Below are 18734 nucleotides of genomic sequence, written 5' to 3' on the forward strand. Positions count from 1 at the left end.
TGCTCCGCTAATCATTCCACTAATTGCACCAGCTCTAGTTAAATCTTTCCAATATAATGAAAATAATACTAACGGGCTAAATGATGCACCAAAGCCAGCCCATGCATTACCAACTAAATTAAGAATAGTGTCATTTGGGTACCACGCAATGACAATTGCAATAATGGCAACAATTAATACTGATAATCTACCAACCATTACAAACTCTTTTTGATGAGTAGCTGCTTTTTCTTCACCGCGAATAAGTTTATAAAAATCTTCGGTTAAAGAACTTGAAGTAACTAATAATTGTGAAGAAATAGTACTCATAATGGCTGCTAAAATTGCAGCAAGTAAAAATCCGCCAACAAGTGGGTGGAATAAAATTTGACTCATAATAATAAATAACGTTTCTGGATCTTCCATTTTTATATTTCTTTCTGATATAAATGCAATACCTGTTAATCCAACGCCTACTGCTCCTAAAAGTCCGATAGCCATCCAACTAATACCTAGACGTCTTGCTTTAGGTAATAATTTATGTGATTTAATAGACATAAAACGTACGATAATATGAGGTTGTCCAAAATAGCCTAAGCCCCATGAAAATAAGGAAATAATTCCAATTACTGTTGTCCCTTTAAAAATATCCATATTAGTAGGTTTCATTTCAGCAACTCTACTAAAAGTATCTAAACCATTTAACTGCATCATCGTAACAATTGGTACCATAACCATGGCGATTAGCATAATAACACCCTGAAAAAAGTCTGTAATTGATACGGCTAAGTATCCTCCAAAGAAAGTGTAGAAAATTACTATAATAGCTACAAGTATTAATCCATAATGATAATTTAAGCCGAACGCACTTTCAAATAACTTTCCACCTGAAACAAATCCAGAGTGCGTATATAACGTAAAAAATATAACAATAATTAAACCTGAAATAATTTTAATGATATTTTGTTGGTCATTTAATCTGTTTTTAAAGAAATCTGGAAGGGTGATAGCATCTCCCGCTATTTCTGTATAAACTCTTAACCTAGGTGCAACGACCCAATAATTGATATAGGCGCCAAGTGTTAATCCAATTGTTATCCACATCGCAGATAAACCAGTGCTATATACCGACCCCGGTAACCCCATAATCATCTAACCGCTCATATCAGAAGCTCCTGCAGATAATGCAGTGATATAAGGTCCTATACTACGACCGCCCAACATAAACTCGCTTAAATTACCAGTAGCTTGTTTGTAACCATAAAACCCAATAATAAGTAAAATAATGAAGTAAATGGCAATCATAATATAGGTTTGCCAATTTGCATTCACTTGCTGATTAAGTGCTGTCCCCAAATATAGCATTTTAAACACTCCCTTATATAAGTATTTATTTGTGTCACATGTAATATTATACATTATAGTTAAATGTTTAGAAAAGTGAAAAAATAAAATTTTGTTTTTAATCAACTTTAAGTGCTTTATGTAAAGAGGATACTTTAATAAATGTGTGTTGTTTATTGTTTATTAATTATGCATAATAATGTATCCAAAGATATACTTAGTGATATTTTTTCAATAAATATGCTTTTATTTATAAATAAGTAACAAAAACACAATTAACAATCGATGTGGTTCGAGTTTATTTCACTCCAATATTTGAATAAATATCAACCTAAGATATGAAATGAGTTATTTAAATTACTCTCAATCAATAAATGCTTAGATTTTTAAATGAATATTTGATACAATTTAGTGATGAATGAGTAATAAGGAGGCTTTTATTTAATGACTAAAGTAACACGTGAAGAAGTTGAACATATAGCTAATTTAGCCAGACTTCAAATTTCTCCTGAAGAAACGGATGAAATGGCCAATACATTAGAAAGTATTTTAGATTTTGCTAAACAAAATGATAGTGCTGATACAGAAGGTGTAGAACCAACATATCATGTATTAGATTTACAAAATGTATTACGTGAAGATAAAGCTATCGAGGGCATTCCTCAAGAATTAGCATTAAAAAATGCAAAAGAAACTGAAAATGGACAATTTAAAGTTCCAGCCATCATGAATGAGGAGGACGCTTAAGATGAGTATTCGCTATGAGTCTGTTGAGAATTTATTAACTTTAATTAAAAATAAAGAAATTAAGCCATCACAAATAGTTAGTGATATTTATGATGCAATTGAAGAAACAGATCCAACAATTAAATCTTTCTTAGCTTTAGATAAAGAAAACGCAATGAAAAAAGCACAAGAATTAGATGAATTACAAGAGAAAGACCAAATGGAAGGTAAGTTATTTGGTATCCCAATGGGAATTAAAGATAATATCATCACAAAAGATTTAGAAACTACTTGTGCAAGCAAAATGTTAGAAGGTTTTGTACCAATTTATGAATCTACAGTTATGAACAAATTGCATAATGAAAATGCTGTATTAATTGGTAAATTAAATATGGATGAATTCGCGATGGGTGGTTCAACAGAAACATCTTATTTCAAGAAAACTGTAAATCCATTTGATCACTCAGCTGTACCTGGTGGATCTTCTGGTGGTTCAGCAGCAGCTGTAGCAGCAGGATTAGTACCATTTAGTTTAGGTTCAGATACTGGTGGTTCTATTCGTCAACCAGCTTCATACTGTGGAATCGTAGGTATGAAACCAACTTATGGTCGTGTATCACGTTTTGGGCTAGTTGCATTCGCATCTTCATTGGACCAAATTGGACCATTAACACGTAATGTTAAAGATAATGCTTTAGTTTTAGAAGCAATTTCTGGAATAGATGCTAATGACTCTACTAGTGCACCAGTTGATGATGTAGACTTCACTTCTGAAATTGGTAAAGATATTAAAGGCTTAAAAGTAGCTTTACCTAAAGAATATTTAGGTGAAGGTGTTAGTGAAGATGTTAAAAAATCAGTTAAAAATGCTGTAGAAACATTAAAATCACTAGGTGCTGAAGTAGAAGAAGTATCATTACCAAATACTAAATATGGTATACCATCATATTATGTAATTGCATCTTCAGAAGCATCAGCTAACTTAGCTCGCTTTGATGGTATTCGTTATGGTTATCATTCAAAAGAAGCACAATCACTTGAAGAATTATACAAAATGTCTAGATCAGAAGGTTTCGGTGATGAAGTGAAACGCCGTATCTTCTTAGGTACATTTGCATTAAGTTCAGGTTATTATGACGCTTATTATAAAAAATCACAAAAAGTTAGAACTTTAATTAAAAATGATTTTGATAAAGTGTTCGAAAATTATGATGTTGTAGTAGGACCAACAGCACCAACAACTGCATTTGATTTAGGTGACGAAATTGACGATCCATTGACAATGTATGCTAATGACTTATTAACAACACCAGTTAACTTAGCAGGTTTACCAGGTATTTCTGTTCCTTGTGGACAATCAAACGGACGCCCAATTGGATTACAATTTATAGGTAAACCGTTCGATGAAAAGACGTTATATCGTGTTGCATACCAATATGAAACACAATTCAACTTACATGACGCTTATGAAAAATTATAAGGAGTGGAAATAATGCATTTTGAAACAGTTATCGGACTTGAAGTTCACGTTGAGCTAAAAACAGACTCAAAAATGTTCTCTCCATCACCAGCGCATTTTGGAGCAGAACCTAACTCAAATACTAATGTAATTGACCTTGCATACCCTGGTGTATTACCTGTTGTAAATAGAAGAGCAGTAGATTGGGCAATGCGTGCGTCAATGGCTTTAAATATGGATATCGCAACTAATTCTAAATTTGACCGTAAAAACTATTTCTACCCAGATAATCCAAAAGCATATCAAATTTCTCAATTTGATGAACCAATTGGTGAAAATGGGTACATTGATATCGAAGTAGACGGAAAAACGAAACGTATTGGTATTACTCGTTTACACATGGAAGAAGATGCTGGTAAATCAACACATAAAGATGGTTACTCATTAGTTGATTTAAACCGTCAAGGTACACCATTAATTGAAATTGTGTCTGAACCAGATATTCGTTCTCCACAAGAGGCATATGCTTATTTAGAAAAATTACGTTCTATCATTCAATATACTGGCGTATCTGACTGTAAAATGGAAGAAGGTTCATTACGTTGTGATGCTAACATTTCTTTACGTCCTTATGGTCAAGAAGAATTCGGTACAAAAGCTGAATTGAAAAACTTAAACTCATTTAACTATGTTCGTAAAGGTTTAGAGTATGAAGAAAAACGTCAAGAAGAAGAATTATTAAATGGTGGAGAAATTGGCCAAGAAACACGTCGTTTTGATGAATCAACTGGTAAAACAATTTTAATGCGTGTAAAAGAAGGATCTGACGATTATCGTTACTTCCCAGAACCAGACATTGTACCTTTATATGTTGATGATGAGTGGAAAGAACGTGTTCGTCAAACTATTCCAGAATTACCTGATGAACGTAAAGCTAAATATGTTAATGATTTAGGATTACCCGAATATGATGCACATGTATTAACACTTACAAAAGAAATGTCTGATTTCTTTGAAGGTGCAATTGAACATGGAGCAGATGTAAAATTAACTTCAAACTGGTTAATGGGTGGCGTAAACGAATACTTGAACAAAAATCAAGTTGATTTACTAGATACTAAATTAACTCCAGAAAACTTAGCAGGTATGATTAAATTAATCGAAGACGGAACAATGAGCAGTAAAATTGCTAAAAAAGTCTTCCCAGAATTAGCTGAAAATGGTGGAGACGCTAAACAAATTATGGAAGATAAAGGCTTAGTTCAAATTTCTGACGAAGCAACTTTATTAAAATTTGTTAATGAAGCATTAGATAATAATCCACAATCAGTAGAAGATTATAAAAATGGTAAGGGTAAAGCAATGGGCTTCTTAGTAGGACAAATTATGAAAGCTTCAAAAGGTCAAGCTAACCCTCAAAAAGTAAATCAATTATTAAAACAAGAATTAGATAAAAGATAATAGGTTTGATTTTTGCTCCTATAACGATTAGTGTAAACTAATTGTTGTAGGAGTTTTTTAGTGTTTCTTTTTGTAGAATGAAGAGTGATGACTTAGTTAATAGATATATATAAGAACGACTGAATTAAAGTTCATTCATACAAAGCCATACTTTTTTGCAAAGCAAAATTAGTATGACTTACCTAATAGTTAAAGCTATTAGGTACATAAAATAACATTTGAATTAAAGTTCATGCATAAGAAAATAGAGGAACGCCTTAGATGAATCTAATGCATAAGAAAAACTAAGGTACTAAAGTACCAAGAAATCTAGGGAACGCCTTAGCTGAATCTAATGCATAAGAACTTCTAAGCAATAAATTGCTAAGAAAATAGAGGAACGCCTTAGCTAAAGCTAATGCATAAGAAAAACTAAGGTACTAAAGTACCAAGTTTTTCTAAAAAATACTTTTAACTCGTGAGTAAATCATTTAATATTGAATATGAGTATATGAAGTCGAGGGATATGATATGAGAAAACGAGCAAGAATTATTTATAACCCGACATCTGGTAAAGAACTTTTTAAACGAATGTTACCTGATGTTTTAATAAAATTAGAAAAAGCTGGATATGAAACTAGTGCCTATGCAACAGAGCGTGAAGGTGATGCGACGCTTGAAGCAGAACGTGCACTCGATAACAATTATGATATCTTAATTGTTGCTGGTGGGGATGGAACCTTAAATGAAGTTGTAAATGGTATTGCAGAACAACCTAATAGACCTAGATTGGGTATTATACCTATGGGTACAGTAAATGATTTTGGACGTGCCTTACATTTACCAAATGATATTATGGGTGCCTTAGATGTGATTATTGAAGGTCATAGTACTAAAGTTGATATCGGTAAAATGAACAATCGTTATTTTATCAATTTAGCAGCAGGTGGCCAACTTACACAGGTATCATATGAAACACCTAGTAAATTAAAGTCAATCGTAGGATCATTTGCCTATTACATTAAAGGATTCGAAATGTTACCACAAATGAAGGCTGTTGACTTACGCATTGAATATGATGATAAAGTCTTTCAAGGTGAAGCATTATTATTCTTATTAGGTTTAACAAATTCTATGGCAGGATTTGAAAAATTAGTTCCTGATGCAAAATTAGACGATGGTTATTACACATTAATTATTGTTGAAAAAGCTAACCTAGCAGAATTAGGGCATATCATGACCTTAGCATCAAGAGGCGAACATACAAAACATCCTAAAGTAATATATGAAAAAGCAAAATCAATCAATATTTCATCGTTTACAGATATGCAACTTAATGTTGATGGCGAATATGGTGGTAAATTACCAGCAAACTTCTTGAATTTAGAACGACATATTGATGTATTTACACCTCATGACATTCATAATGAAGAATTAATTGATCAACCAACAGTAACACCACAGTTAAAATCAGAAGATCATCAACAGAATGAAGACAAATAATAATAAATATGAAATTAACACAAGGTTAGGATAGTAAAAATAACATGTCCTAGCCTTTTCATATGTGGGGGAAAGAAATTGGAAACATTAAAGAAAAATGAAATAAAAACAGGCCAAGTGTTAGATTTAACTCATGAAGGACATGGTGTTGTCAAAATTGATAGATATCCTATATTTGTTCCTAATGCCTTAATTAACGAAACAATAGAATACAAAATTATTAAAGTGAAGAAAAATTTTGCGATAGGTAAACTTCTGAATGTAATTGTAGAGAGTGATTCTCGTGTAGAACCCCCTTGTGTTTATTATGATAAATGCGGCGGATGCCAGCTTCAGCATATGACGTACCAAGCGCAACTCACAATGAAAAAAGAGCAAGTCATCAATTTATTTCATCGAAAAGGGTCATTTAACGATACAGTTATACACGATACTGTTGGAATGGAAGACCCGTGGAGATATAGAAATAAATCACAAATACCAATTGGTTTAAATAATAATAAAAAACCTATAATGGGGTTTTACCGCCAACGTAGCCATGACATTATTGACATGGATAGTTGCTTAATTCAAGATGAGAAACATCAACAAGTTATGAATGATGTAAAACAACTCATATCTGAACTTAATATCAGTGTTTATAATGAAAAGACTAAAAAAGGTTTACTACGTCATTTGGTTGTACGAACAGGTCATTATACAAATCAAATGATGATTATATTAGTTACTAATGGCAAAGCATTCAATCAAGCCAATCAATTAGTAGAAGCGTTAGTTAAATTGCATCCAAATGTAACAAGTATTAAACAAAATATCAACGATGCACATTCAAATGTTATTATGGGGCGTAAATCTATTACACTTTATGGTACTGATGAAATTGAAGATAAGCTAAGTGAAATAACATTTAATATTAGCGATCAATCTTTCTATCAAATTAATTCACATCAAACTGAAAAACTATATAATCAAGCCTTAGAATATGCCCAGTTAACGGGCAATGAAATTGTTTTGGATACGTATTGTGGTATAGGAACAATTGGTTTATATATGGCAGAAAAATCTAAGCACGTTTATGGTGTAGAAGTCGTACCATCTGCAATCAAAGACGCAGAAGAAAATGCGACTATAAACCAATTAGAAAATACAACTTTTGTCTGTGGGAAAGCAGAAGAAGTTATTCTAAAATGGAAAGCAGAAGGAATAAGACCAGATGTAGTAATGGTCGATCCACCAAGAAAAGGTTGCGATGAAACTTTCATTAAAACGTTATTAGAATTAAATCCTAAGCGTATTGTATATATTTCTTGTAATCCGTCTACGCAACAACGTGATGCACAATTACTTAGTCAACAATATGATTTGAAAGAAATCACTCCAGTAGATATGTTCCCACAAACGACTCATATAGAAACAGTTGCATTATTTGAAAGAAAATAGTCTGTTTTAACTATTGTTGATTGCTATATAAAGACGATTATTAAAATTATATTACAAGCAACTTACTTTCTTGAAAATAGCTTTAGTATCGCTATTAAACGTTGTATACTAATGTTAAATTTAGAGATAAATGGAGGGTTGGTTGTGCATAAAATTGATTTGTTTCCAGATAAAATAAACTTACGTCGTTTTGTATTAATGCAAATAGTACTAGTTATGTTTGTTATTTTATTTACATATAAATGGGCTTACAAAATAACTCATATTATAGAACAAAATATTTTATTAAATCTAGTTTATGGTTTTGCGGGATTTGTGATTTTATTAATTGTTCATGAATTTATACATCATATTTTATTCATTTTATTTTCTAAAGGTGAAAAGCCTCAATTGAAATATAAAAAGGGAACAATGATATTGCAATATACTGAAAGTTGCTTTAATAGATGGCAATTTAGCATAATCATGTTAGCTCCATTAATTATCATTAGTTCTATATTGTTAGTACTTATTAGCACATATGCCTACTCATCATTAATATTTATGTTTAGTATTCACGTTGGTTATTGTGTATTTGATATTTTATTAGTTTCCCTTGCACTTGCTAGTAAATTTAAATATATTCAAAAATACGATGAAGGTTTATATTTATACCAACATAAACCTAATGAAATGCATCATGAATAATGAAAAAGGTATAATACCGCCCCTCTAATTTGAGGAGGTGGTATTTTTGTTTTGTAAAACAAAGCATGAAGTTCGTGAAATGTTGTCTTACAATTTATAATGAGAGTAATAGATAATAGTGAACGAAAGGCGGTGAATACATGGAAGAAAGAAGGATTATACACATTGATATGGATTACTTTTTTGCACAAGTTGAAATGAGAGATAATCCAAAATTAAAAGGAAAACCTGTGATCGTCGGTGGCAAAGCAAGTAATAGGGGTGTAGTTTCCACAGCATCATATGAAGCAAGAAAATACGGTGTACATTCAGCTATGCCCATGTCTCAAGCGCATAAATTATGCCCGAATGGTTATTATGTTACGAGTAGATTTGATGCATATAGAGAAGCATCTAAACAAATAATGGATATATTTCGTAGTTATACTGAAATAGTTGAACCTATGTCATTAGATGAAGCGTATTTAGATATAACACATCTAGTTAGACCAGATTTGCCTGCGTCAACAATTGCTAATTTCATTAGAAGAGATATTTTAGAACAAACAGAATTAACTGCTTCAGCAGGAGTTTCTTATAATAAATTTTTAGCTAAATTAGCAAGTGGTATGAATAAACCGAATGGTATTACAGTGATAGATTATAACAACGTTCACGATATATTAATGAATTTGGACATAGGAGAATTTCCAGGAGTAGGTAAAGCATCTGAAAAGGTTATGCATAATAATAATATCTTTACAGGGCAAGATTTATATAATAAGGATGAGTTTGAATTAATACGTTTATTTGGTAAGAGAGGACGAGGTCTATATAATAAGGCAAGAGGTATAGATTACAATGAGGTGAAAGCTACAAGAATACGTAAGTCAGTTGGAACTGAACGTACTTTTGCAACAGACGTAAATGATGATGATGAAATCTTGAGAAAGGTTTGGGAATTATCAGGGAAAACAGCAGAGAGACTTAATAAATTACAAAAATCCGGAAAAACTGTGACAGTTAAAATTAAAACATACCAATATGAAATACTCTCAAAGCAGACAAGTCTAAGAGATCCAGTTAATTCAGAGACTGATATATATAATATTGCATATACGCTTTATACAGAATTAAAAGATCCTGATATACCAATTCGATTAATTGGTGTAACAGTAGGAAATTTAGAACAATCAGCTTATCGAAATATGACAATATATGACTTTTTATAAAGGCTAGTAATGTAAGTAAAATACTTCATTATTAGCCTTTATCTTTTAAATCTTTACCATAAATATTTAACATACTAGACAAATCATCATAGTGTTTTAATAATCGAAATGCAATCATAGCACAAGCTTTAGCATCATTTAATGCATCATGATGACCGTGAAAATCTAACTTATAAAAATCCATCATATGTTTCAATCCATATCGGTGAGATTGAACCGTGCGTTTGGCCAATTGATATGAACAGAAATAGGTAAGATGGGGTGTTTCTAATCCAATTGATTGTATACTTTGATGTAATACATTCATATCAAATGCTGCATTATGTGCAACTACGGGAAGTTCCTCTATAAATTGCATCATATATGGATATACATAAGCGAAATCAGGAGAAGAGGCTACATCTTCTGGGTGAATACCATGAACGTTAATATTTTGTTCCGAGAAGTAATCATTTGGATTAACTAATGTATGGAATGATTCTGTAATTTTATTATCGATGACTTTGACCATACCTACTGAACAGATACTAGTACGTTTACCGTTAGCAGTTTCAAAGTCCAACGCAACAAATGCATTTTTCATTTTGTATATGACAACTCCTTTAATACATGACTAATATCATTTACTTTACATCAAAATGAGTTTAAATCATAATAAATCAGACTTCATAAAACATATTTTTAATTAGAGAAAGAGATGAGTTAATAGTTATTAAAATAGGATAAGGATGAATAGATGGTCTATACCAAAATGACACATATCACTTATGTAGAACAACCAATTAAAGAAGTAATAAGGAAAGCACCACAACATCCTCAAAAAAGAAAAGGTTTGTCTCCTAAATAAGTTAGGAAACAAACCTTTTAGTTATTATTCAACTATTAAAAAATAACTTTTAGAGTTCAATAAAACCTAATTGTATTATTCTTCGTCGAATGAACGTGTTGCTAGTTCTTTTTCATAAAGATATAAAGTATTGCAATCGTCGCCGATACGATTTAAATAATCGATGTGTGTTTCAAACATTGATTCTTCTTCAACTTGTTCATCTAAGAACCAATTTAAGAATGAAATAGTAGCGTAGTCTTTTTCTCTATGTGCAATTTCAGATAAATTATAGAAACGTTTTGTAACATCTTGTTCTTGAGCTAAACCATCTTTAAATGTTTCTAAAATAGAATTGAAATCAACTTTAGGTGCTGGTAATGCTGTAAATTTAGCATGACCACCACGATCATTAATGTAGTCATAGATTTTTTTACCATGGAATCTTTCTTCTTTTGCTTGTTGAATGTAGAAATTTGCGAAACCTTCATATGATTCTGAATCGCAATAAGATGCCATCGCCATATATGCGTGAGCAGCAAAATACTCATGATTCATTTGTTCATTTAATGCATCTAAAAGTTCTTTGTTTAACATTTTTATTCACCTCATATTAAATAATTTAATTACTTTCCTTACTAACTAAACTGAGTATAACAAACTTATTCTCATTCGTAAATAATAATTATTATAATCTAGGGTGCATTTTTATCTTTTTAATTGAGAATCTTTTTAGTTATACCCTCTGCGTGTTATAATTATGCGAGTGAATAGTAATAGGGAGGAAACAAATGAGACAATGGACTGCAACCCATTTAGCGAAGTTAGCGCGTAAGGCAAGTAGAGCCGTGGGTAAAAATGGAACTGACTTACCAGGTCAAATCGCACGTAGAGTCGATCAAAACATATTAAGAAAATTAGCCGAACAAGTAGATGATATTGTATTTATTAGTGGTACTAACGGAAAAACGACGACATCTAACTTAATTGGACACACATTAAAAGCCAATCATATCGATATTATCCATAACAATGAAGGTGCGAACATGGCAGCAGGAATTACATCCGCCTTTATTATGCAAACAACAAAGCAAACAAAAATTGCAATTATTGAAATAGATGAGGGATCAATACCACGAGTACTTAAAGAAGTAACGCCGTCAATGATGGTATTTACCAACTTCTTTAGAGACCAAATGGACAGATTTGGTGAAATAGACATCATGGTTAACAATATTGCTAAATCAATTAGCGATAAAGGTATCAAATTATTATTAAATGCCGATGACCCGTTTGTTAGTCGTCTTAAAATTGCTAGTGAAACACGTGTTTATTATGGCATGAAAGCACACGCACATGAATTTGAACAAAGTACTATGAACGAAAGTAGATATTGTCCAAATTGTGGTCGTTTACTTGAATACGATTATATCCATTACAATCAAATCGGTCATTATCATTGTGAATGCGGATTTAAGCGTGAACAACCTAAATATGAAGTGACTTCATTTGAAACTTCACCATTCCTTAAATTAAATATTGGTGAAACGTCATTTAATATGAAAATAGCAGGGGATTTTAATGCTTATAATGCGCTAGCAGCATATACTGTTTTAAGAGAACTTGGTTTAAATGATGAATCTATTCAAAAAGGTTTTGAAACATATACCTCTGACAATGGACGTATGCAATACTTCTCATTGAACCAAAAAGAAGCAATTATTAACTTAGCGAAAAATCCAGCTGGAATGAATGCTAGCTTATCAGTAGGTGAACAATTAGAAGGACGTAAAGTGTATGTTATTAGTTTAAATGACAATGCTGCAGATGGTCGAGACACTTCTTGGATATATGATGCTGATTTTGAGAAGTTAAGTAATCAAGATATAGAAGCTATCATAGTAACAGGAAATCGTGCTGAAGAATTACAATTAAGATTGAAATTAGCAGAAGTAGATGTTCCAGTAGTACTTGAAAGAGATATTTATAAAGCAACTGCTAAAACAATGGATTACACAGGATTTACTGTTGCCATTCCAAACTATACTTCATTATCACCAATGCTAGAACAATTGAATCGTTCTTTTGAAGGAGGACAATCATAATGAAGCATGAATTGACAATTTATCATTTTATGTCTGATAAATTAAACTTATATAGCGATATAGGTAATATTATCGCATTAAAAATGAGAGCTAAAAAACGTGATATTCAGCTTAAAGTTGTTGAAATCAATGAAACAGACAATGTTACATTTGATGACTGTGATATCTTCTTTATCGGTGGGGGAAGTGATCGTGAACAATCACTAGCAACGAAACAATTAAGTAAAATTAAAACACCACTGAAAGAAGCAATTGAAGATGGTATGCCAGGTCTGACAATTTGTGGTGGCTATCAATTTTTAGGAACAAAATATATTACACCTGATGGGACAGAACTTGATGGTTTAGGCATTTTAGACTTTTATACTGAATCCAAAGAAGATCGCTTAACTGGAGATATTATTATAGAAAGTGATACATTTGGTACAATTGTAGGATTTGAAAACCATGGCGGTAGAACATTCCATAATTTTGGTACTTTAGGACATGTGACACATGGATACGGTAATAATGATACAGATCGACAAGAAGGTATTCATTATAAGAACTTATTGGGAACATATTTACATGGTCCGATTTTACCTAAAAATCATGAAATCACTGATTACCTATTAGAGAAAGCCTGTGAAAGAAAAGGTATTCCATTTGAACCAAAACAATTAGACAACACAGAAGAAGAAGCGGCTAAACAAGTTTTAATTGATCGTGCAAACAAAAATAAATAAGTATTAAAACATGTCGTGACATATCATTTGTGGGGATAAGAACTGAAGTTTCCATTGGTAGTGTAAGTTGAGTCATGTTATAATCTTTGTACATAAGGCACCTCGTTAATTTAGTTTAGTGATGTTTATTAAATTATACGAAAGGGCCTTATTTTTTAAAGTGTTTTGATGTAAAATTACATATAAATTCGATGTATTTTGGCGAGACTCTTAAGGGAACAGGACAAGCTGAAGACTACAGGCTGAAGCTGTCCCCTAAGAAAGCGAGCCGATAATACGAAGTATTATAAATAAAGAAGTCAGTCAATGAGTTTTTTGGATAAACTCATTGACTGGCTATTTTTCTAGGATTTATGTCCCAGTCTCTTTCATTTGAAAATATTTTTACGCATAGCGATGATCTAATATTTTATAGATTAATAAAATTTCATATATAAGATGACTTTTAATTTGATTCTGATCGAATTCTTCAAGTTGTTTTACTGAAGATTTTAAAGTTGAAGCTGATTTACGTTCACGCTTAAATGTACCATCACATAGAATGTGGCTAATACTTGTACTTATTTTTAATATTGCTAACTTTTCATCTGGAGTAAAGAATACATAGGCATCTTTAGGTAAATAAATAATATTGGCTAGGTGTGTCATTAATAATCTATTAGTATAAGCCCTACTAGTTAGTTTATTAAGCTTTTTCCAATCTTCGGCTTTATTTTGATGATAAGTAAGTTCATCACGTTGATATCCAGTTAATAAGTCAATTTTTTGGTTTAAGTTACTAATTTGAATGATTTTTTTATTACTTTTATCAGATTGAAATCGTCCAAGTAGTAACTCATGACAACGTTGGTTAAATAAGTCATACATTTTATCTTCAGATCTATATAGATTATCTTCTAATTGACTATAGTATTTAGGCGGTAAAATCATAAAGTTTACAAGTCCTGCAGTAACAAGTCCAATTAAAGCAGTTAATAAACGTGAAAAGAAATTAAATACATAAGCTTCATGTATACCAGGTATCATAGCAACTGAAGTTAAAACAGCAACTGTTGTACCAACTTGTAGATTTAATTTAGTACAAGCCAATATCGTAAACGTTGCACTACAGGCGTATGCAAACGGTGATTGATCCCCAAAAATAAATGTAAATACAACAGCAAATAAAGCTCCAATAACTGTAGCTGGTAAACGACGATAGCCTTTTTTAATAGATGCTTTAGCAGTAGGCTCTATGGTTACGATTGCTGTTAATATGGCAAAAATTGGTGTTAAGTTCAATAACATACAAAACACAGTAGTAAAGAAGGTTGCTAAGCCTGTCTTAATTGTACGTGCACCAATAATATGTTTATACCATTTTTCATTCAAGTTGTTGTCCCCCTTAAAAAGGGAATTTTTAAAACGTAGATCGCTTTTTCAAATTCTCTTTCTTATACAAACAAAATAAATACTTTATAATGCATTCATATTTAGTATATCAAAAAATTTTTGCTATAATAAGATAGAATATAAATATAAAGGAACGGGATAAAAATGATTGTAAAAACAGATGAAGAACTACAAGCTCTAAAAGAAATTGGATATATTTGCGCTAAAGTAAGAGATACAATGCAAGCTGAAACTAAACCAGGCATTACAACTAAAGAATTAGACAATATTGCAAAAGAATTGTTTGAAGAACATGGCGCATTATCTGCACCAATTCATGACGAAAACTTCCCAGGTCAAACATGTATTAGTGTGAATGAAGAAGTCGCTCATGGTATTCCAGGGAAACGTATTATTCGTGAAGGTGACTTAGTTAATATTGATGTATCAGCACTAAAAAACGGATTTTATGCTGATACAGGCATTTCATTTGTTGTAGGTGAAGCATCAGATCCTTTAAAACAAAAGGTATGTGATGTAGCGACAATGGCATTTGAAAATGCAATGGCTAAAGTGAAACCAGGCACGAAATTAAGTAATATTGGTAAAGCAGTTCATGCAACTGCGCGTCAAAATGATTTAACAGTTATTAAGAATTTAACAGGTCACGGAGTAGGTCAATCATTACATGAAGCACCTAATCATGTCATGAACTACTATGATCCAAAAGATAAAACATTATTAAAAGAAGGACTTGTCATTGCAGTTGAGCCATTTATTTCATCTAAAGCTACGTTTGTAACTGAAGGTAAAAATGAATGGGCATTTGAAACAAGTGATAAAAGTTATGTTGCTCAAATTGAACATACTGTCATTGTTACTAAAGATGGTCCTTTACTAACAACAAAAATAGATAATTAATATAAAATTAAGACAGTCCTTAAATAATTAAAGTAAATGATTATGATTTAATCTAGGACTAAAGGACTAATACGAGATGGTTCCGGAGCCTATTACTTAAGGTTTCGGAATTGTTTTATAATAGAACCTAATCAATGGTGAGGTGGTTCTATGAATTATATGGAGAATTATTTAAATCACATTTTTAAATCGTCATTAAGATATAATATCGATGAATATAAAATGAAACTAGATAAAAAAATAAAAAGTATTGAAAGTTATATAGCATATTTAAATGGGAAGAGAGCACAGCTCAAAAAGTTAATTGACAGTATATCTTTAGCATTAGAAAATAAATATATAGATATAGCAGATTTATATAATATCCAATGTGCAGAAGAAGTACATGATCATGAAATTGCAGCATTAAGAAATTACTTAAATCATATTGAGGCTTATTATGCACAAATAGAAACTAAAATAAGTGAACAGACAAAAGAAAAAATGACTATTGAAAAAGAGTGTCATTTAATTCATTATATGAGTGCTGTGGCATAGAAAGGTGGCGAACCATGACCCATAAATATATATCAACAGAATTGTTGATAGTTTTTACAGCATTAATGATTATTGCTAATTTTTATTATATATTCTTTGAAAAGATAGGGTTCCTACTCGTTTTACTATTAGGATGCGTGCTAGTTTATGTAGGATATATATATTTTCATAAAGTGAGGGGCTTGCTTGCATTTTGGATTGGTGCACTATTAATCGCTTTCACTTTATTGTCTAATAAATATACGATTATCATTTTATTTATATTTTTATTATTGCTAATTGTTAGATACTTAATTTTTAAATTCAAACCATTAAAAGTAACGGCAACAGAAGAGGAAGTGTCATCTCCAGCATTCATTAAACAGAAATGGTTTGGAGAACAACGAACACCTGTCTATGTATATAAATGGGAAGATGTCCAAATTCAACATGGAATTGGTGACATTCATATTGATTTAACAAAAGCAGCAAATATCAAAGATAATAATACTATTGTTGTTAGACATATATTAGGTAAGGTACAAGTGATCGTACCATTAAATTATAATATCAATATACATGCAGCTGCATTTTATGGATCAGCATATGTTAATGAAAAATCATATAAAATAGAGAATAATAATATACATGTTGAAGAGAAAACTAAAGAAGAAAATTACACTGTCAATGTCTACGTATCAACATTTATTGGAGACGTAGAGGTGATTTATAGATGAATCACTATATAAGAGCAATAGGCTCTATGCTCATTTTAACGTATAGTATGTTAACCGCATTTTTATTTATTGATAAAGTATTTGTTAACATCATCTATTTTCAAGGTATGTTCTATACACAGATTTTTGGCATACCTGTATTCTTATTTTTAAATATCATAGTGATATTATTATGTATCATTGTAGGTTCCGTTTTAGCTTATAAAATTAATCAACAGAATGACTGGATTAATTCTCAAATAGAACGATCTATTGAAGGTGAAACAGTTGGTATCAATGACCAAAATATTGAATTATATAGTGAAACGCTGGAAATATATCATACACTTGTACCATTAAATCAGGAATTACATCGATTAAGAATGAAAACACAAAACTTAACTAATGAAAACTACAACATGAACGATGTAAAAGTTAAAAAGATTATTGAAGACGAAAGACAACGTCTAGCTAGAGAATTACATGACTCAGTAAGTCAACAATTATTCGCTGCGAGTATGATGTTATCAGCGATTAAAGAAACTAAATTAGAACCCCCATTAGACCAACAAATTCCCGTTTTAGAGAAAATGGTACAAGATTCACAACTTGAAATGAGAGCTTTATTATTACATTTACGACCTCTAGGGTTGAAAGATAAGTCCTTAGGTGAAGGAATTAAAGATTTAGTTATAGATCTTCAAAAGAAAGTTCCGATGAAAGTTGTACATGAAATACAAGAATTTAAAGTTCCTAAAGGTATCGAAGATCATTTATTTAGAATTACTCAAGAAGCCATTTCAAATACATTAAGACATTCTAATGGCACTAGAGTGACGGTTGAACTATTTAATAAGCAAGATTATTTATTATTACGTATACAAGATAATGGTAAAGGGTTTAATGTAGATGAAAAATTGGAACAAAGCTATGGTTTAAAAAATATGAGAGAACGTGCATTAGAAATTGGTGCTACATTCCATATCGTTTCGTTACCTGATTCTGGAACACGTATAGAAGTGAAAGCCCCATTGAACAAGGAGGATTCTTATGGCGATTAAAGTATTATTTGTAGATGACCATGAAATGGTTAGGATAGGGATATCAAGTTATTTATCAACACAATCCGACATTGAAGTAGTAGGTGAAGGAGAATCTGGTAAAGATGCAATAGCTAAAGCGCATGAATTGCAACCCGATTTAATATTGATGGATTTACTAATGGATGATATGGATGGTGTAGAAGCTACAACAGAAATAAAAAAAGATTTACCACAAATTAAAGTAGTTATGTTAACAAGTTTTATTGAAGATAAAGAAGTTTATCGTGCTTTAGATGCAGGTGTAGATAGTTATATTTTAAAAACAACTAGTGCAAGTGATATAGCTGAAGCGGTTCGTAAAACTTATAATGGTGAATCTGTTTTTGAACCAGAAGTATTAGTGAAAATGCGAAATAGAATGAAAAAACGTGCAGAATTATATGAAATGTTAACAGAAAGAGAAATGGAAATCTTATTATTAATTGCAAAAGGTTATTCCAATCAGGAAATTGCCAGTGCTTCACATATTACAATTAAAACTGTTAAAACACATGTTAGTAATATATTAAGTAAATTAGAAGTACAAGATAGAACACAAGCTGTAATTTATGCATTTCAACATAATCTTATCCAATAAAGATAGTTATTACATGATATAAAATTTTACAAACAAATAGGCCAAGCGGTTGATGAACATCAATCCGTCTTGGCCTTTAATATAT

The 18734-nt window shown here is 31.3% G+C and carries 17 protein-coding genes and 1 pseudogene; 14 read left to right on the top strand and 4 right to left on the bottom strand.

The window, feature by feature from the left end; genetic code table 11:
* A pseudogene (gene putP / locus LFT63_RS12225) lies at nt 1-1344 on the bottom strand (sodium/proline symporter PutP); the annotation flags it as partial.
* Between the two features lie 423 nt (nt 1345-1767).
* Between putP and gatC the strand changes: the two are divergent.
* The 7 genes from gatC to dinB all read left to right on the top strand — a co-directional run bounded on the left by gatC (nt 1768) and on the right by dinB (nt 9789).
* On the top strand, nt 1768-2070 hold the full coding sequence (gene gatC / locus LFT63_RS12230; protein WP_002452273.1) for an Asp-tRNA(Asn)/Glu-tRNA(Gln) amidotransferase subunit GatC: 303 nt from the start codon (nt 1768-1770) through the stop codon (nt 2068-2070).
* Nucleotide 2071: 1 nt separating this feature from the next.
* Entirely contained in the window at nt 2072-3529 is a 1458-nt protein-coding gene (gene gatA / locus LFT63_RS12235; RefSeq protein ID WP_017637869.1) for an Asp-tRNA(Asn)/Glu-tRNA(Gln) amidotransferase subunit GatA, read from the top strand.
* Nucleotides 3530-3541: 12 nt separating this feature from the next.
* Nucleotides 3542-4969 carry an Asp-tRNA(Asn)/Glu-tRNA(Gln) amidotransferase subunit GatB gene (gene gatB, locus LFT63_RS12240; RefSeq protein WP_017637868.1) on the top strand — a complete coding sequence of 476 codons (1428 nt, stop codon included), beginning with the start codon at nt 3542-3544 and terminating at the stop codon, nt 4967-4969.
* A gap of 510 nt (nt 4970-5479) precedes the next feature.
* Entirely contained in the window at nt 5480-6451 is a 972-nt protein-coding gene (locus tag LFT63_RS12245; protein ID WP_046467430.1) for a diacylglycerol kinase, read from the top strand.
* Between the two features lie 78 nt (nt 6452-6529).
* The gene (gene rlmD, locus LFT63_RS12250) at nt 6530-7891 is read left to right on the top strand and encodes a 23S rRNA (uracil(1939)-C(5))-methyltransferase RlmD (RefSeq protein ID WP_029056010.1); all 1362 of its coding nucleotides are present in this window, start codon (nt 6530-6532) and stop codon (nt 7889-7891) included.
* A gap of 144 nt (nt 7892-8035) precedes the next feature.
* Nucleotides 8036-8578, top strand: a complete 543-nt coding sequence (locus tag LFT63_RS12255) for a DUF3267 domain-containing protein (RefSeq protein WP_017637865.1) — start codon at nt 8036-8038, stop codon at nt 8576-8578.
* A 140-nt stretch (nt 8579-8718) separates the two neighbouring features.
* Nucleotides 8719-9789: a DNA polymerase IV gene (gene dinB / locus LFT63_RS12260; RefSeq protein ID WP_340769469.1), complete on the top strand. Its 1071-nt coding sequence runs from the start codon at nt 8719-8721 to the stop codon at nt 9787-9789.
* Nucleotides 9790-9820: 31 nt separating this feature from the next.
* Here the strand turns inward: dinB and LFT63_RS12265 are convergent, their stop codons facing one another.
* Together LFT63_RS12265 and ftnA are read right to left on the bottom strand one after the other, a co-directional pair.
* Entirely contained in the window at nt 9821-10372 is a 552-nt protein-coding gene (locus LFT63_RS12265) for a 3'-5' exonuclease (protein WP_029056009.1), read from the bottom strand.
* A 339-nt stretch (nt 10373-10711) separates the two neighbouring features.
* Nucleotides 10712-11212 (bottom strand): H-type ferritin FtnA, encoded by a 501-nt coding sequence (gene ftnA, locus LFT63_RS12270; RefSeq protein ID WP_017637861.1) that lies wholly within the window; start codon nt 11210-11212, stop codon nt 10712-10714.
* 194 nt (nt 11213-11406) lie between these two features.
* On the opposite strand from ftnA, the gene LFT63_RS12275 reads away from it, so the two are divergent.
* Both LFT63_RS12275 and LFT63_RS12280 read left to right on the top strand, forming a co-directional pair.
* Complete coding sequence (locus LFT63_RS12275; protein WP_340769472.1) at nt 11407-12720, top strand: Mur ligase family protein; 1314 nt, start codon at nt 11407-11409, stop codon at nt 12718-12720.
* On the top strand, nt 12720-13445 hold the full coding sequence (locus LFT63_RS12280; protein ID WP_017637859.1) for a type 1 glutamine amidotransferase: 726 nt from the start codon (nt 12720-12722) through the stop codon (nt 13443-13445). Before LFT63_RS12275 ends, LFT63_RS12280 begins: the two co-directional genes overlap by 1 nt.
* Nucleotides 13446-13829: 384 nt before the next feature.
* Here the strand turns inward: LFT63_RS12280 and LFT63_RS12285 are convergent, their stop codons facing one another.
* Nucleotides 13830-14816: an FUSC family protein gene (locus tag LFT63_RS12285; RefSeq protein ID WP_029056008.1), complete on the bottom strand. Its 987-nt coding sequence runs from the start codon at nt 14814-14816 to the stop codon at nt 13830-13832.
* A gap of 165 nt (nt 14817-14981) precedes the next feature.
* Here LFT63_RS12285 and map point away from each other — a divergent pair, with 165 nt between their 5' ends.
* From map to vraR, 5 genes are all read left to right on the top strand, one after another.
* The gene (gene map, locus LFT63_RS12290; RefSeq protein ID WP_017637857.1) at nt 14982-15737 is read left to right on the top strand and encodes a type I methionyl aminopeptidase; all 756 of its coding nucleotides are present in this window, start codon (nt 14982-14984) and stop codon (nt 15735-15737) included.
* Between the two features lie 150 nt (nt 15738-15887).
* A complete protein-coding gene (locus LFT63_RS12295) occupies nt 15888-16274 on the top strand; it encodes a DUF2543 family protein (RefSeq protein ID WP_017637856.1) in 387 nt (128 codons plus the stop codon).
* 14 nt (nt 16275-16288) lie between these two features.
* Nucleotides 16289-16990, top strand: coding sequence for a cell wall-active antibiotics response protein VraT (gene vraT / locus LFT63_RS12300; RefSeq protein ID WP_017637855.1), 702 nt, complete (start codon nt 16289-16291; stop codon nt 16988-16990).
* Nucleotides 16987-18030 carry a sensor histidine kinase VraS gene (gene vraS / locus LFT63_RS12305; protein WP_017637854.1) on the top strand — a complete coding sequence of 348 codons (1044 nt, stop codon included), beginning with the start codon at nt 16987-16989 and terminating at the stop codon, nt 18028-18030. The genes vraT and vraS overlap by 4 nt, the downstream gene beginning before the upstream one ends.
* Nucleotides 18020-18649, top strand: a complete 630-nt coding sequence (vraR, locus tag LFT63_RS12310; RefSeq protein ID WP_017637853.1) for a response regulator transcription factor VraR — start codon at nt 18020-18022, stop codon at nt 18647-18649. Before vraS ends, vraR begins: the two co-directional genes overlap by 11 nt.
* The last annotated feature ends 85 nt before the right edge of the window (nt 18650-18734 follow it).

The organism is Staphylococcus sp. FSL H8-0121, from assembly GCF_038008425.1.
Classification (GTDB): Bacteria; Bacillota; Bacilli; order Staphylococcales; family Staphylococcaceae; genus Staphylococcus; species Staphylococcus pasteuri.

Bases quoted from the DNA above. Each gene is read 5' to 3' on its own strand.
- vraR (WP_017637853.1), top strand. From the start codon at position 18,020: ATGGCGATTAAAGTATTATTTGTAGATGACCATGAAATGGTTAGGATA.
- LFT63_RS12295 (WP_017637856.1), top strand. From the start codon at position 15,888: ATGAATTATATGGAGAATTATTTAAATCACATTTTTAAATCGTCATTA.
- gatA (WP_017637869.1), top strand. From the start codon at position 2,072: ATGAGTATTCGCTATGAGTCTGTTGAGAATTTATTAACTTTAATTAAA.
- ftnA (WP_017637861.1), bottom strand. From the start codon at position 11,212: ATGTTAAACAAAGAACTTTTAGATGCATTAAATGAACAAATGAATCAT.
- map (WP_017637857.1), top strand. From the start codon at position 14,982: ATGATTGTAAAAACAGATGAAGAACTACAAGCTCTAAAAGAAATTGGA.
- LFT63_RS12280 (WP_017637859.1), top strand. From the start codon at position 12,720: ATGAAGCATGAATTGACAATTTATCATTTTATGTCTGATAAATTAAAC.
- vraT (WP_017637855.1), top strand. From the start codon at position 16,289: ATGACCCATAAATATATATCAACAGAATTGTTGATAGTTTTTACAGCA.
- LFT63_RS12265 (WP_029056009.1), bottom strand. From the start codon at position 10,372: ATGAAAAATGCATTTGTTGCGTTGGACTTTGAAACTGCTAACGGTAAA.
- LFT63_RS12275 (WP_340769472.1), top strand. From the start codon at position 11,407: ATGAGACAATGGACTGCAACCCATTTAGCGAAGTTAGCGCGTAAGGCA.
- dinB (WP_340769469.1), top strand. From the start codon at position 8,719: ATGGAAGAAAGAAGGATTATACACATTGATATGGATTACTTTTTTGCA.
- gatC (WP_002452273.1), top strand. From the start codon at position 1,768: ATGACTAAAGTAACACGTGAAGAAGTTGAACATATAGCTAATTTAGCC.
- vraS (WP_017637854.1), top strand. From the start codon at position 16,987: ATGAATCACTATATAAGAGCAATAGGCTCTATGCTCATTTTAACGTAT.
- LFT63_RS12245 (WP_046467430.1), top strand. From the start codon at position 5,480: ATGAGAAAACGAGCAAGAATTATTTATAACCCGACATCTGGTAAAGAA.
- gatB (WP_017637868.1), top strand. From the start codon at position 3,542: ATGCATTTTGAAACAGTTATCGGACTTGAAGTTCACGTTGAGCTAAAA.